13 protein-coding genes and 1 pseudogene are annotated in these 14,526 nt (G+C 64.8%); 6 read left to right on the top strand and 8 right to left on the bottom strand.

What is annotated here, in order from left to right:
- Positions 1-84 precede the first annotated feature (84 nt).
- Complete coding sequence (fabD, locus tag BEN49_RS16425; RefSeq protein ID WP_262490214.1) at positions 85-999, top strand: ACP S-malonyltransferase; 915 nt, start codon at positions 85-87, stop codon at positions 997-999.
- 188 nt (positions 1,000-1,187) lie between these two features.
- Here fabD and folK read toward each other — a convergent pair whose 3' ends face one another.
- Both folK and BEN49_RS16415 read right to left on the bottom strand, forming a co-directional pair.
- On the bottom strand, positions 1,188-1,679 hold the full coding sequence (gene folK, locus BEN49_RS16420) for a 2-amino-4-hydroxy-6-hydroxymethyldihydropteridine diphosphokinase (RefSeq protein ID WP_070745197.1): 492 nt from the start codon (positions 1,677-1,679) through the stop codon (positions 1,188-1,190).
- 34 nt (positions 1,680-1,713) lie between these two features.
- The gene (locus tag BEN49_RS16415; protein ID WP_070745255.1) at positions 1,714-2,535 is read right to left on the bottom strand and encodes an alpha/beta hydrolase family protein; all 822 of its coding nucleotides are present in this window, start codon (positions 2,533-2,535) and stop codon (positions 1,714-1,716) included.
- A gap of 138 nt (positions 2,536-2,673) precedes the next feature.
- Here BEN49_RS16415 and BEN49_RS16410 point away from each other — a divergent pair, with 138 nt between their 5' ends.
- Positions 2,674-3,675, top strand: a complete 1,002-nt coding sequence (locus tag BEN49_RS16410; RefSeq protein WP_070745194.1) for a polyprenyl synthetase family protein — start codon at positions 2,674-2,676, stop codon at positions 3,673-3,675.
- 324 nt (positions 3,676-3,999) lie between these two features.
- On the opposite strand, the gene BEN49_RS16405 is transcribed toward BEN49_RS16410, so the two are convergent.
- Positions 4,000-4,311, bottom strand: coding sequence for a hypothetical protein (locus BEN49_RS16405; protein ID WP_070745191.1), 312 nt, complete (start codon positions 4,309-4,311; stop codon positions 4,000-4,002).
- 140 nt (positions 4,312-4,451) lie between these two features.
- Between BEN49_RS16405 and BEN49_RS16400 the strand changes: the two genes are divergently transcribed.
- Positions 4,452-5,885, top strand: a complete 1,434-nt coding sequence (locus tag BEN49_RS16400) for a cytochrome P450 (RefSeq protein WP_070745188.1) — start codon at positions 4,452-4,454, stop codon at positions 5,883-5,885.
- On the opposite strand, the gene BEN49_RS16395 is transcribed toward BEN49_RS16400, so the two are convergent.
- Together BEN49_RS16395 and BEN49_RS16390 are read right to left on the bottom strand one after the other, a co-directional pair.
- Positions 5,882-6,736 carry a universal stress protein gene (locus BEN49_RS16395; protein ID WP_070745185.1) on the bottom strand — a complete coding sequence of 285 codons (855 nt, stop codon included), beginning with the start codon at positions 6,734-6,736 and terminating at the stop codon, positions 5,882-5,884. The two genes, BEN49_RS16400 and BEN49_RS16395, sit on opposite strands and share 4 nt — an antisense overlap.
- Before the next feature lie 116 nt (positions 6,737-6,852).
- Positions 6,853-8,208, bottom strand: a complete 1,356-nt coding sequence (locus tag BEN49_RS16390) for a TlpA disulfide reductase family protein (RefSeq protein ID WP_083326191.1) — start codon at positions 8,206-8,208, stop codon at positions 6,853-6,855.
- A 155-nt stretch (positions 8,209-8,363) separates the two neighbouring features.
- On the opposite strand from BEN49_RS16390, the gene BEN49_RS16385 reads away from it, so the two are divergent.
- Positions 8,364-10,655, top strand: a complete 2,292-nt coding sequence (locus BEN49_RS16385) for an aconitate hydratase (protein WP_070745182.1) — start codon at positions 8,364-8,366, stop codon at positions 10,653-10,655.
- A gap of 219 nt (positions 10,656-10,874) precedes the next feature.
- Complete coding sequence (locus tag BEN49_RS16380) at positions 10,875-11,405, top strand: DUF421 domain-containing protein (protein ID WP_070745249.1); 531 nt, start codon at positions 10,875-10,877, stop codon at positions 11,403-11,405.
- Between the two features lie 178 nt (positions 11,406-11,583).
- Here the strand turns inward: BEN49_RS16380 and BEN49_RS16375 are convergent, their stop codons facing one another.
- The 3 genes from BEN49_RS16375 to BEN49_RS16365 form a co-directional block, all read right to left on the bottom strand.
- Entirely contained in the window at positions 11,584-12,339 is a 756-nt protein-coding gene (locus tag BEN49_RS16375) for an EcsC family protein (RefSeq protein WP_083326186.1), read from the bottom strand.
- Between the two features lie 214 nt (positions 12,340-12,553).
- Positions 12,554-12,940, bottom strand: a complete 387-nt coding sequence (locus BEN49_RS16370) for a tautomerase family protein (RefSeq protein ID WP_070745179.1) — start codon at positions 12,938-12,940, stop codon at positions 12,554-12,556.
- Positions 12,941-13,082: 142 nt separating this feature from the next.
- Positions 13,083-13,874, bottom strand: coding sequence for a glycosyltransferase family 2 protein (locus BEN49_RS16365; RefSeq protein WP_070745176.1), 792 nt, complete (start codon positions 13,872-13,874; stop codon positions 13,083-13,085).
- Between the two features lie 154 nt (positions 13,875-14,028).
- On the opposite strand from BEN49_RS16365, the pseudogene yiaA reads away from it, so the two are divergent.
- Positions 14,029-14,380, top strand: a pseudogene (gene yiaA, locus BEN49_RS16360) (inner membrane protein YiaA).
- Positions 14,381-14,526: the final 146 nt, after the last annotated feature.

Genomic DNA, 14,526 nt, shown 5'->3' with positions numbered 1-14,526 from the left:
CGCCGTTTGCCCCGGCCGGCGCGGCAGTAGCCGCGGCCCGCTGGGGCCCTATTCCACCCAAACCAGCCGCTGCGCTTCCTGCCTGTGAACCCTTCTTCTTCCTCTTCGCTGTCGGCTCCGGCCTTTGTATTTCCGGGCCAGGGCAGCCAGTTTCCGGGCATGGCCCGCGAGCTGTTCGACCAAAACGACGCCGCCCGCCAGCTCCTCACCCAGGCCAACGATATCCTCGGATTTTCGCTCACCGAGCTGATGTTCAACGGCTCGGAGGACGACCTGCGCCGCACCGACGTGACGCAGCCGGCCATTTTTGCGCACGCCGTGGCCCAGTTCGTGGCCGTGCCCGGCCGGGTGGTGGGCATGGCCGCCGGCCACTCGCTGGGCGAGTTTTCGGCCCTGGTGGCGGCCGGCGTGCTCGACTTCGCCGATGCCCTGCGCCTGGTGGCCCGCCGTGCCCAGGCCATGCAAGCCGCCTGCGAGGAGCAGCCCGGCACGATGGCCGCCATCCTGGGCCTGGCCGACGACGTGGTGGAGCGCATCTGCCAGGAAATCAGCGCCGGGGGCGACGCGGTGGTGGCCGCCAACTACAACTGCCCCGGCCAGCTGGTGGTGTCGGGCGCGGTGCGCGGCGTGGAGCTGGCCTGCGAGCAGCTGAAGGCCGCCGGGGCCAAGCGCGCCCTGCTGCTGCCGGTGGGCGGCGCCTTCCACTCGCCGCTGATGCAGTCGGCCGCTACGGCCCTGGGCGAAGCCATCGAGAAGACGACCTTCCGCGAAGCGCGCTGCCCCGTGTACCAAAACGTAGACGGCCAGCCCCACCGGGCCCCCGCCGAAATCAAGGCCAACCTGCTGGCCCAGCTTACGGCTCCCGTTCGCTGGACGCAATCGGTGCAGCGCATGGCCGCCGACGGGGCCCTCGACTTTGTGGAGTGCGGCCCCGGCAAGGTGCTCCAGGGCCTGGTGAAGAAGATTGTACCCACGGCCACCGTCGCCTCGGCGCAGTAAACAAATCGCATAAGCTGGGCGCAGGAACAGCAGGAGTGGCTGGTTGGAGCTGATGCTTGGCCCGCCGTGGCACTGGGCTAGCTGGCGCGCATCGAGCGTTCAACGAGGGCGGCTCCGGCGGCGCTGGTTCCTGTAGCTGCCGGCCCTTGGCCTGCAAACTGCGCGCCCGGCACTGGGGCCCCTGGCCGCTAGCCCAGCCACGGCCGCACGGCCAGCGGGTCGGGGCAGCGGGCCAGCAGCTCGGCGATGGTGAGGTGCAGTTGCGGGTGCACCAGCGCGGTGGCGATTTCGGCCAGGGGCCCCAGTGCGAAACGCCGCAGCGGCAGGCGCGGGTGGGGCACGGTTAGGCTCGGGGTATCAATTATAAGGTCGCCGTAGAGCAGCACGTCCACGTCGAGGGTGCGGCTACCCCAGCGCTCGTGGCGCTCGCGGCCGGCGGCTGCTTCGGTGGCCAGGCAATGGGCCAGCAGGGCCCCCGGGGCCAGCGCGGTGCGCAGCGCCACGGCCTGGTTGAGGTAGGCCGGCTGGTCGGCGGGGCCCCAGGCGGCGGTTTCGTAGATGCCCGAGGTAGCCATAATTTCGCCGGCGGCGGCCAGGCCGGTGCGCGCCGCTTGCAGGTAGGCGGCCCGGTCGCCGAGGTTGCTGCCCAGCAGCAGGTAGGCCAGGGCGGGCGCGCTCACGACTGGCAGGCCAGAAATTCGGCCGTGCGCGCCGCTACCAGGCCGGCGGCTCGGGCAGCGCCGCGCCGGGCCAGGGGTGGGCCCCGCCAAACATGTGCGTGGCCCCGGGCACCAGCAGCAGCTCGGCGTCGGGCTTGGCGGCGTGCAGGGCGTGGGCGGCCTCCAGGGGCACGGTTTCGTCGGCGTCGCCGTGCACGATGAGCAGCGGTTGGGGCAAGTTGTGCGTCACATTGGCCAGGATGTCGAGCCGCGGGCGGTGGGCCGCGTAATCCTCCACAATCTGGTAGTACATGGGCAGGGGCTGGCCGGTGCGGCTGTTGGGCACCATGAGGTGGCCGGCGCGGGCCCACTCGGCCAGCACCTCGGGGCCCCAGCGCTGGTCAATGTCGGCGATGGCGGCCCAGGTGGCCACGGCCCGCACCCGGGCATCTTCGGCGGCCTTAAGCAGCACCAGGGCCCCGCCGCGGCTGTGGCCCACGAGCGAGAGCCGGGCCATATCCAGCTCGGCCGCCGGCAGGGGCGTGGCCCCGGGCGTGTGCAGCGCGTCGAGCAGTTGGCCCAAATCATCCAGCTCCAGGCTGAAGTTATTACGCCCGAAAGCGTCCAGATCCTCCAAATCGCCGGTGCCGCCCACTACCACGCCGTTGTGCGACAGATTCAGCTTGACGAACACGAAGCCCTGCTCAGCAAAAAAATCGGCCAGCCGCGGGAAATGCCCCCAATCCTTGAAGCCCTTGAAGCCGTGCACGAATACCACCACCGGCTTCGCGCGGCCGTCGGCGCGGTACATGGCGTCGGCGGCAAATGGCCGGCCGTGGCGCAAGCCGGTGAGAATGAACGGAACGTGGGCGAGCATGGGCGCAAGGGCAGGGGTGAGGCGGGCCCCGGCGGCGCAAGGCGCGGGCGGGGCCCGCAAGTAAGGCATTCGGGGCGCAAAAGTTTTGCGCCCCGCCCGACCCCAGCCTCGGCCGTTACGCCGTAATATTGCCACGCCATGCCGCAGCCCACCTCCGCTTCCCTCGACCAGATCCAGGCCCCCATTGCGGCCGAAATGGCTGAGTTTGAGCACAAATTTCGCCAGTCGATGCGCACCAACGTGCTGCTGCTCGACAAGATAATGGGCTACATTGTGAAGCGCAAGGGCAAGCAAATCCGGCCGATGTTCGTGTTTTTTTCGGCCCGCATCGCCCTGCCCGACGCCACGGGGCCCCTGCCCGAGGCCACCTTTCGCGGGGCCACGCTCATCGAGCTGCTGCACACCGCCACGCTGGTGCACGACGACGTGGTGGACGAGAGTAATTACCGCCGCGGCTTTTTCTCCATCAACGCGCTGTGGAAGAATAAGATAGCCGTATTGGTGGGCGATTACCTGCTTTCGCGCGGCATGCAGCTGGCCCTGGAGCACGACGATTTTCAGCTCCTGAAAATCGTGAACCGGGCCGTGCGCGAGCTCAGCGAAGGCGAACTGCTGCAAATCGAAAAAGCCCGCAAGCTCGACATCACAGAGGACGTGTATTTCGACATCATCCGCCAGAAAACGGCCTCCCTCATTGCCTCCTGCACGGCCGTGGGAGCCGCCTCCACCGGCGCCGATCCTGAAACCGTGGAGCGCGCCCGCCTCTTCGGCGAAAAAGTGGGCATGGCGTTTCAAATCAAAGACGACCTGTTCGATTACGGCACGGCCGAAATCGGCAAGCCGGTGGGCATCGACATCAAGGAAAAAAAGATGACGTTGCCGCTGATTTACGCCCTCCAGCAGGCCAGCTGGCTGGAGAAGCGCCGGATGATTTTCAACGTCAAAAACAACGAGGGCCACCGCGAGCGGGTGCAGCAGGTCATCGAGTTCGTGAAGGAATCCGGGGGCCTGGCCTACGCCGTGGCCACCATGGAAAAGTACCGCGACGAGGCCCTCGAAATCCTGCACACCTTCCCCGCCTCGGCCAGCCGCACCTCGTTAGAGCAGTTGATTAACTACACCATTGAGCGGGAGAAATAGGGCCCCGGAAGCCGCAGGCCGGAAGTTGCGCACTGGCCGCAGTTTAGCGTGCAGCGCGCAACTGCCGGCCGGAAAACGGGGTGAGTCTGCGACTCACGGCCGCGCAGCGGCCCAGCGGGTTGCGCAGCCTGGGCCGTTCAACTGTGCGAGTTACAAACTCGCCCCAAACCGTGGCGCGCAGTTACGCGCTGCGCGCTAAACTGCGGCCAGCACCAGGCCAGCACCAGTACGCGGTGCGAAAAATAGGGCCCCATGGGACCAGCCGGCCACAAAAGAAAGGCCGCTCCTGGTACAGAAGCGGCCTTTCTAATATAGTGCGGGGCGTTAGCCTTTCGGCTCAGCTACCTGGTAGCTGACGCTGCCGGGGGCCACGTCGCTCACTTTGAACTTCACGCCGTCGAAGGTCGCGTCCACCTCCAGGGTGTGGATCATACCGCAGCTGGGGCACTTCACTTCCTCTTTTTCGTACTGGTCGGTGTCGGCCAGCGAGTCGGCCATCGGGTCGGGGGTAGGCACGCCGAGCAGGTCGGTGAAGACTTCGGTGTGGCACATGTTGCACTCAAACTTGAGGCCCACGGCGCGGCCTTGCAATTCTTCGAGGGGGGCGTTCTGGTCGGGTTTCTGGGCAATCCACATGGGGCAATCGGGTTGGTTTTGGAAAAAGGGCGGCGGCCCGCGGCGGGGCCTGCCCGGGTTTACGCGGCGGCCCGGCAAAAGGATGGCCCCGGGGCCCGCCCTACCTTTGGGCGCGGCCCCGCCAGGGCCCCATCCGCACTATGGCCGACGATACTTTGGGGCCCCAGGCCCCGCACACGCTCCTGCCCCAGGTGCCGCGCTGGCACTCCATCCGCGGCTCGTTGCGGCTCGTGGCCGACCCCATCGGGGCCCTCGACGCGGTGCACGCCGGCTTTGGCGACACGGCGCGGCTCTACATCGGCGGGGTGCAGCCCAGCGTGCTCACCCGCGACCCCGGGCTGGTGCAGCACATTTTGCAGAAAAACCACCGCAACTACGCCAAATCGAAGTTCACGCTCGGCTTTGCGCGCTACATCGGTCACGGCCTGCTCACCAACGAGGGCCCCGACTGGCTGCGCCAGCGCCGGCTCATTCAGCCCGGCTTCCACCGCCAGCGGGTAGCGGGCCTCACCGGGCTGATGCAGGAAGTAGTGGCCGACACGCTGGGGCCCCTGGTGCAGGCCGCGGCCCAAAGTGGCGGGGCGGTGGCCGTGCCGGCCCACGCGCTGCTCACGCGGCTCACGTTCCGCATTATTGCCCGCTCGGTGTTCAGCACCAGCTTTGCCGAGGCTGAATTGGACCGCCTGGCCCAGCTTATTACGGAAATTCAGGCGTTTTACATCCGCACCATCCGCCAGCCCTACCTGAACTGGTGGCGGCGGCTGCGGGGCCAGTTCCGCCACCACGACCGCCTCACGGCCGAGCTGCGGGCGCTGCTGGGACGCTACATTGCCCAGCGCCAGGCCGCCAACGCCGCCCCCGGGGCCCCCGCCCCGCCCGACGACCTGTTGCAAATGCTGCTCGACGCCCGCTACGAGGACACCGGCGAACCGATGGCCCCCGACCGGCTGCTCGACGAAGCCCTGATTCTGCTCGTGGCCGGCCACGAAACCAGCGCCAACGCCCTCACCTGGCTGCTGTACCTGCTGGCCCACCACCCGGCCGAGGCGCGGGCCATCCAGGCCGAAACCGCTGAGGTGCTGGGCGCTGGGGCTCCCACGTTTGCCGACTTGCCGCGCTTGGGGCGCGCCCTGCAAGCCGTGCAGGAAACCATGCGCCTTTACCCGCCTGCCTGGATGGTGGACCGCGTGGCCCTGGCCGACGACGACTACCAGGGCCTGCGCATCCCGAAGGGCACGCTGTTTTCGCTCTACCTCTATGGCCTGCACCGCGACCCGCAGCACTGGGACGCGCCCACCGAGTTCCGCCCCGCCCGCTTCGCCCCCGATGCGCCGCGCCCGCTCGTGCCGTTTGCCTACGCGCCGTTCGGCGGGGGCCCCCGGCTGTGCGTGGGCCTGCAATTTGCCCTCACCGAAATGCAGCTGGTGGCCGTCGAGCTGCTGCGCACCTTCGACGTGGAGTGGCCCGCCGGCCAGCCGCCGGTGGCCCAGCAGCCGCTCATCACCCTGCGGCCGCGGGGCGATTTCCAGGTGCGGCTGCGCTTGCGGGAGGGGCCCCGGGCAGCGGCTAACTAGCTGGCGAAGTGGTACGTGAGCACCGGGGGAAAGGCGTGGGTGGCCACGGTTTCGGCGATGCTGGTGCTCAGGAAGTGGCTAAGGCCCGAGCGCACGTGGGTCGGAATTATTACCACGTCGGCGGCCACGCGCCGGGTGTATTCCTCGATGCCCGCGCTGGTGTGGTTTGCGGCCACCTCGGCCACCACGACGTGGGCAAGCTGGTGCTGCTGGGCAAAATCCTGCATTTGCTGCTGGGCCACATGGTCGCTGGCGCCCCCGGCGATGTGTAGCAAGTGCAGCGTCGCGTCGGGGAATGTGGCCAGCACCCGGCGCAGGCCGGCGAGGGCCTCGGTGGCATCCTCCGCAAAATCGGACGGAAACACAATCTGCTGTACTTTAAAGGCAAGCTCCGGGTGCTTCACCGTGAGCACGGGGCAGGGGGCCAGTCGAATCAGGCGCTCGGTGGTCGAGCTTACGAAGAAGTGCTCCGTAGCGCCGTGGCCGCGCGCGCCCACCACCACTAGGTCGGCCTCGCAGCGCTCGATGGCCGCCAGGATGCCCTCGCCCACGCGCGCCACCTCCACCACGTCCTGCACCGGCACGCCGGGCGCTAGCTGCGTGGCTTCGGCTTGCAGCGCGTGCATGCGGCGCTTGGTGGTTTCCAGCAGCTTGAGGGTGAAAATCTGGTCGATGCTGTGGCCGCTCACCGGCCCGCCCACGGTGCTGAAAGCGCCCCCCGCCCCGTCGGCGTCTTCCAGCACGTGCAGCAGCGTGAGCTGGCCGCCCGTGTGCTGGGCCAATTGCACGGCAACCTCGAAGGCGTGGTGCGCTTCGGGCGAAAAATCGGTGGCAACGAGGATGTTTTTCATAACCGGGATGGGTGGGAGTGGAGAAGAAAATCGCCAATCAATCGTCAACCGTTGCTAGCGGCTACCGATTGATTACTAATATACTCCACCCGCGCCCGTTCCCGCCGGCCGGGGCCCTATTCCTTCAGCAGCTTGTCGATTTCCTGGTTGAAAGCCGCCGTTTCCTCCGCGTAGTACTTGCCCGTGCCGGGGCCGCTGAAACCGGTGTGGATCTTGCGCACCGCGCCCTTCTTGTCGATGAAAATGGTGGTGGGGAAGGCCAGGAACTTGGCCAGTTGCGGCAGCGACTTAGCCACTGAATCCTTGTTCGACACGCCGGCCACCGCTACGTCATAGCCAATGTTGAACCGCGTTTTCATGCCGCGTAGGCGCGCCGCGGCCTTGTCGTACTCGGGCATCCGCTCGTAGCCAAGGCCGATAATTTCGACGCCGCGCTGCTTGTTCTTCTCGTACCACGGGGCCAGGAAGTTGGTCTCGTCCATGCAGTTGGGACACCACGAGCCCAGCACTTGCAGCACCACCACCTTGCCGCGGTACTTGGGGTCGGTGGGCGAAATGCTGGCGCCCAGCACGGTGCTTGGGAACTTGAAGCTCAGCCGGCTCTCGCCCTTCTTGAGGTAAGTCAGCGTATCGGCGTCGGGCAGCTTGGCCTTGGGGTCGAGGATGGCCGTCCAGGTTTCGTGGCCGGTTTTGCCGGAGTAAAAGTCGCCTTTGAGCAGACTCATGCCTTGCTTTTTATCAGGCTGTGCATCAAACAAGAATGCATGGTTGCCATCAAACGTGGAAAGCATGATGTGCTCCTTTCCTTGGCGATTCACAGAGTTTCCTGATAAATAACGGTAGTCGCCAGTAGTAGTTAAGAAGGTGCCAACCATATTATCATCCTGCGGCGCTTTTTGTTGCTTGATAACAGCAACGGCTGGATACTTTTTTCCAGTTTCATCGGTAAATACGGTGCTAAATGTCTCCCCTTGCAACAGGCCTTTGTAAAGCGTAGTCACCTTCGTGCCTTCACTAACGAACAGGTCGTCGATACCTGTTTGCAAAGCAGTAAATGGTACCCGGTATGGAGTTTTTGCGTCATACTTTACCCAGGTACCTTTCAATTTGTTTGGCCCCTTGTCTCCTTCTGTTCCATCGGTTCGCACCACTAGCGCGGCGTCAAACGCGTGGAGCTTGATGATGGCCGAGTCGCCGGCGGCCGATATTTCGGGGCAGCGCAGGCGCTCCTCGCCGTTCAGGCCTTTGTTGATGAGGTAGACCACCGGCTGGCCGGCTTCGGTTTTTACCTCGAATAGGAATGGCAGCCGCTGGCCTTGTATTGCTAGCTCTCCAAACCAGGGCCCCGGCGTGAGCAGCGCGGCGGCTGAGGTGGAGCTGCCCGCCGCGGCGTCGGTTTTGGTGGCGGCACCCTGGCAGCCCGCCAGGCTCAATAGGGCCCCGGCCAGCAAAGCAAATGCGACATTCTTCATGGCAAAGGCAAAAAGCAAACGTGAAGGGCCACAACCCAGACTGGCCCAACTAAGTTATAAGTATAGGCCGGGCCGCTAAATAACGCCCGCCCGCCGGATTAGGCGCAACCTGATTGGGTTGCTACATTTGCACAACCACTTTTTATACTTCTCCTATGGCATTCGACTTGGAAATGATTCGCGGCGTGTACGCCGGCATGGGGGCGCGCATCGAGGCGGCCCGCGCCGCGGTGGGCCGTCCGCTCACCCTCACCGAGAAAATTCTCTACGCCCACCTCTACGGCGGCGAAGTGAAGCAGGCCTACGAGCGCGGGGTTTCCTACGTTGATTTTGCCCCCGACCGCGTGGCCATGCAGGACGCCACTGCCCAAATGGCGCTGCTCCAGTTCATGCAGGCCGGCAAGCCCACCGCCGCCGTGCCCAGCACCGTGCACTGCGACCACCTGATTCAGGCTAAAGACGGCGCCACCGAAGATTTGGCCGAAGCCAACTCCGAAAACAAAGAGGTGTACGACTTCCTGGCCTCGGTATCCAATAAGTACGGCATCGGCTTCTGGAAGCCCGGCGCCGGCATCATCCACCAGGTGGTGCTCGAGAACTACGCCTTCCCCGGCGGCATGATGATCGGCACCGACTCGCACACCCCCAACGCGGGCGGCCTGGGCATGGTGGCCATCGGCGTGGGCGGCGCGGATGCCGTGGACGTGATGGCCGGCATGGCCTGGGAATTGAAGTTTCCCAAGGTCATCGGCGTGAAGCTGACCGGCAAAATGAGTGGCTGGACTTCGGCCAAAGACGTAATCCTGAAAGTCGCCGGCATCCTCACCGTGAAGGGCGGCACCGGCGCCATCGTGGAGTATTTCGGCGAAGGCGCGGAAAGCCTGAGCTGCACCGGCAAAGGCACCATTTGCAACATGGGCGCGGAAATTGGGGCCACCACCTCGGTGTTTGGCTACGATGAGAAGATGGGCGACTACCTGCGCGGCACCGGCCGCGCCGAAATTGCCGACGCCGCCGCCGCCGTGGGGGCCCACCTGCGCGCCGACGACGAGGTGTACAACGACCCGGGCAAGTTCTACGACCAGCTCATCGAAATCGACCTGAACACCCTGGAGCCCTACGTGAACGGCCCCTTCACGCCAGACGCCGCCTGGCCCATCTCGGAGTTTGCCGCCGCTGTGAAAGAGCACGGCTGGCCCGAGAAGCTGGAAGTGGGCCTGATTGGCTCGTGCACCAACTCGAGCTACGAGGACATCACCCGCGCCGCCTCCATTGCCGCGCAGGCCGTGAGCAAGGGCCTGCACGTGGCCGCTGAGTTCACCATCACGCCCGGCTCGGAGCTGGTGCGCTACACCGTGGCCCGCGACGGCCTCCTCGATACGTTTGCCGAGATGGGCGGCGTGGTGCTGGCCAACGCCTGCGGCCCGTGCATCGGGCAGTGGGCCCGCCACACCGACGACCCCAAGCGCCGCAACTCCATCATCACGAGCTTCAACCGCAACTTCGCCAAGCGCAACGACGGCAACCCCAACACCCACGCCTTCGTGGCTTCGCCCGAAATCGTGACCGCCTTCGCCATCGCCGGCGACCTGACCTTTAACCCCCTCACCGACACGCTGCCCGGCACCAACGGCCCCGTGAAGCTCGACGAGCCGGTAGGCGTGGAAATGCCCCCTCGCGGCTTCGCCGTGGAGGACGCCGGCTTCCAGGCCCCCGCCGCCGACGGCTCGGGCGTGCAGGTGCTGGTGAACCCGGCCTCCGACCGCCTCGAACTGCTCGAACCCTTCAAGCCCTGGGAAGGCACCGACCTGACCGGCCTGCGCATCCTCATCAAAGCCAAGGGCAAGTGCACCACCGACCACATTTCGATGGCGGGGCCCTGGCTGAAGTACCGCGGCCACCTGGACAACATCTCCAACAACATGCTCATTGGGGCCACTAACGCCTTTAACGAGGAAACCAACTCGGTGCGCAACTTTGCCGTGCAGGGCGACGGCTACGCCACGGTGCCGCAGTCGGCCCGCTCCTACAAGAGCATGAAAGTCGGCACGGTGGTCATCGGCGACGAGAACTACGGCGAAGGCAGCTCGCGCGAGCACGCGGCCATGGAGCCCCGTCACCTCGGCGTGCGCGCCGTGATTGTGAAGAGCTTCGCCCGCATTCACGAAACCAACCTGAAAAAGCAGGGCATGCTCGGCCTCACCTTCGCCAACAAGTCCGACTACGAACTGATTCAGGAGGGTGACCTCATCGACATCCTCGGCCTGATGGACTTCCAGCCCGGCAAGCCGCTGCAAGCGCGCCTGCGCCACGACGACGGCGACACGGACCTCATCACCCTCAACCACACCTACAACGAGGGCCAGATTGCCTGGTTCAAAGCCGGCTCAGCCCTGAACCTGATTCGCCAGAAAGAGAGCGGCGACGCCCAGCTTTCGCAGAAATAGCCGCTGATTCATTCTTTGCAAAAAGCCGCTCCGCTTGGGGCGGCTTTTTTTGTGCGCTACAGCGTGGGTAATTCCACGGTGCCGGTGCTGCCGGTGCCGGGCTTTGCCCTCACGCTTTGGGGGGCAGCTAGTATGGCTGACCCTGCTTTCGGCGGTACGCCCGCCGTTTCGCCAACCTTGGCCGCCCGGCCCCGTAGGCTGCATAAACGCCCAAACCGCATGGAACAAATTTTTTTCACCAGTTGGACTAGCCTGCTGCGTACGTTCATTATCAGCGTACTGGCCTACCTGGGGTTGATTCTGATGCTGCGCGTGTCGGGCAAGCGCACCTTGTCGAAGATGAACGCTTTCGACCTAATTGTGACTGTGGCTTTGGGTTCAACGTTGGCCACGGTGCTGCTTAGCAAAGGCATCGCCCTGGCCGATGGCCTGCTGGCCTTTGGGCTGCTCATTGGCTTGCAATTTTGCCTTACCTGGCTGTCAGTGCGCTCCAAAGCCGTGAGCCAGCTGGTAAAAGCCAGCCCCACGCTACTGGTGTACCAGGGCCAGTTTCTGCCTGAGGCTATGCGCACCGAGCGCGTGACCGAAGGCGAAGTGCTGGCCAGCCTGCGCGAACGAGGCATCAGTACGCTGGCAGAAGCGGCGGCGGTGGTGCTCGAAAATGACGGAACGCTAAATGCGCTGGCTCAGGCCGCACCGGGGCCGCAGTCGGCGCTAAGCAACGTGCCCGGCGCTGCCCAGCGCCTGTAGTGCAGCAGCATCCGGCTCGCGTCCTGCTGCACGAGCAGCATCTTTTTCGAGAAGCTTCGCGAAACGGCGCTGGTACTAGTGGGCGTTTTATTAATTGGCTGGAAAAGAAAACTGGTGGAAATTATGGCGTAACTACCTGCCAAATTCACACATTTGCCAGGGGCCCTAATTAAATAATTTATTCAAGCAACGCGGTGGGTACTTGCAAATCTTCCGCAGCGAAGTGACGCATGCGGTAGCAGTTCATGGCGGTTTCGCCGAGCTGCTCCATGAGCTTGTAGTTGGCCAGGGCCCCCACGGCGGCCCCGATGACGGGCACGAGCTGGGCCATTTTGGCCAGGTCGATGTAGTCGCGGTATTCCTGCTGGAAAGTGCGCCAGTCGAAATCGGCGGCCTCCGGGGGCAGGGTCAGGCGGTAGGCTTCCCAGTCGGACAGGCGGTGGTAGGTGGCGTTGCGGGTGTGCTGGCTGCTGAAGGCCAGCTGAAATACGTAGAGCAGGTACAGCCGCTCCGAGTAGTCGCGCACGTCGTAGCCGTAGAGGGTCGCTACTTCGAACAACAGCTTGATTTTGAAGCCCAACAGCAGCGGAAAATCGGCGAGGCCGAGCAGGAAGCCGCCCGCGCCCGTTACGGCCCCCTCGGCGGTGGCCATCATGCGGTAGTCGCGGATGCGGGTGCGCACCTCGGCCTCGCGCGTGGCCAATGGGGCCCCCAGCAAGGGGCGGCGCGTGGTGTGGGTGCTACTAAACAGTACGCCCCGCACCATTTGCTTGATGGCGGCGGTAATGGCCTGGTGCACCCGCTCGGGCAGCAGCGCGTTGAGGCGCAGCTGCACCCGCCGCGCGAAGCGGTTGAGCCGCGTGGGCGGCCGCTGCATCTGCTGCTGCCAGGCGTGCAGCGCGGCGTGGGCTTGTTCTTCAGTGGGCGCGGGCACGGGCTGGGGAAAAAGGTACGGGGCCCTAAGCTACCCACCAGCCAGTCTGCACCATTGCTTAGGGCCCCCACGACCCACTAATGAGCAAATAGGCCATGCAACGCCGGCGGGTAACGGAGCCCAGCGCGGGCAGTGCGCGCGCTGGCCGGGGCATCTCCCGGGGCTAGCGCACCACCCGTAGAAAGTAGCGGTTTGGGTTCTTAGGTTTGACTGATTATAAGTCGCCCGTCAGGAACTGGGCTTTGCCCATGCCAAACGACCAATCGGCTTTGGTGTTTTCCACTACGCTGATAATCAAGTCAGTGGGGGCAATGCCCAGGGTTTCCAGCTTGGCACTCAGGGCTGCGTACATGGCTTGTTTTTGCGCGGTGCTGCGGCCTTGCTGGGTAATCTGAATCAGCACGATGTTGTCGGTGCGCGGGTAGCCCAGGCCCGTGTCGAGGGCGCGGATGCGGCCCGGGCGGTGCTCGTGAATGACTTGGTACTTGTCGAGCGGTGGCGCGGCAAATTCCTCAATCATCACGGTTTGGATGGCGTCGGAAAGAGCAGCAATCTGCTCATCGGTGCGCCCTTCAACAACGTCTATGCGGACTAGTGGCATGGGAAATAATGGATTAAAATACTGGCTAAACGGGCCCCTGGCGCGAAGGTTGAAACCGTCGTAGCCGTGCGCCCCGCAGTCCGTTCGGACCAAACCATTGCCGGCAAAACATTGCGCATGCAACCGCCGCCCGGGGCCCCGGCTACTGGCCCGGCTCGTCGATGCCCAGGGCCCCCAGCTGCGCGGCGTACTTCTGGTAAATCACCCGCAGGTCGGCGTTGTGCTTGGCGGCATCGACCCCGATGCTCACGTTATTGGTGTGGAAGCGGTGCAGGTGGCTGATGTGCGCGCACACTACGGGCAAGTGCCCGGCCAGCAGGAAGCGGACGTACAAATCCAGGTCTTCGGCCATTTCCAACTCCTCGTCGTAGCCGCCCACCTGGTCGATGAGGGCGTGGCTGTAGCACACGTTGCCTTGCAGGAAATGCTCGGCCCGAAAAATGGCCTGGAGCATGGCCGTGGGGGTGTCGAACTGCCAGGCGTAGTAGTCTTCGCCCGGCATGTAGCGCAGGTTTTCGTCCACGCGCAGGAAATCGGCCACCAGCCACGGGCGGCCGGGATTGGCTTCGATTTGGGCCCCGTAGTGGTAGAGGGCGCGCTGGAGCAGCAGGTCGTCGTCGTCGAGCGGCACGAGCCAGGCGTCGGGGGCGGCCTCGCGGATGGCCAGGTTGCGGGCGCGGCCCACGGTTTGGGCGGGGGCGTGGTGCCAGTGGCGCAGCGGGGGCCCCGGCTGGGCGGCGGCTTCGCGCAGGTAGGAGGCGGTGTCGTCGTGCGAGCCGTTGTCGAACACGAGGTGCTCAAAGGAGAAATCGAGCGGGGCGCCGGTGGTGGCCCGGACGCTGGCCACGGCCTCGGGCAGCAGGGCGCGGCGGTCGTGGGTGGGGGTGATGACGGAAAAGTGCATGGTGGGCACTTTTTCGGCCGGCGCGCCCATAAGGTTGCGTTTGGGGGCCCACCGCGAAGGAAATATATCGTTTCTGCCTCACTTGCCGCCTCATCCGCCCCTCACCAATCCCCCTGCTGCTATGTCGCCTTAACAACCGTCGCCTGCTTTTATTGGCGCTTCCTGGTTAGCCCTGGTGGCGGGCATGGGTGGCGGGCATGGGTGCCTTCATGGTGGGCTTGTTCAACGCCGCGATGCCCCTGAACGAGAAAGGTTACTACTTCACCATCCTCATGTACGGCCTGTTTTCGGCCATTTCACTGCAAAAGAGCGTGCGCGACCGGCTCGAAGGCATCTCCGTCACCAACATCTACTACGGCTTGAGCTGGTTCTCGACGGTGCTGGCCGTCGGGCTGCTCATCGTGGGCCTGTGGAACGCCACGCTGGCACTCAGCGAGAAGGGCTTCTGCGGCATGTCGTTTCTGCTGGCGCTGTTCGCCGCCATCGCCGTGCAGAAAAACACGCGCGACACCTCGCGGCCCAGCGCGCAGGGCTGAGCCCGGGGCCCCCAGGAGCTTATCCGAGTAAGCGGTTGTCATTCCGACGCAGGAGGAATCTGAGGAATGGATTTGATAGATTCTACCCACATTCCTCCTGCGTCGGAATGACAAGTTGCTATCCAGCGAACTGTTAGAGTGGTCAG

It is taken from the genome of Hymenobacter coccineus (assembly GCF_001816125.1).
GTDB classification, from domain to species: Bacteria; Bacteroidota; Bacteroidia; order Cytophagales; family Hymenobacteraceae; genus Hymenobacter; species Hymenobacter coccineus.
The sequence above is the reverse complement of the archived record's forward strand: the minus strand, read 5'-3'. Positions and strand labels throughout refer to the sequence as shown.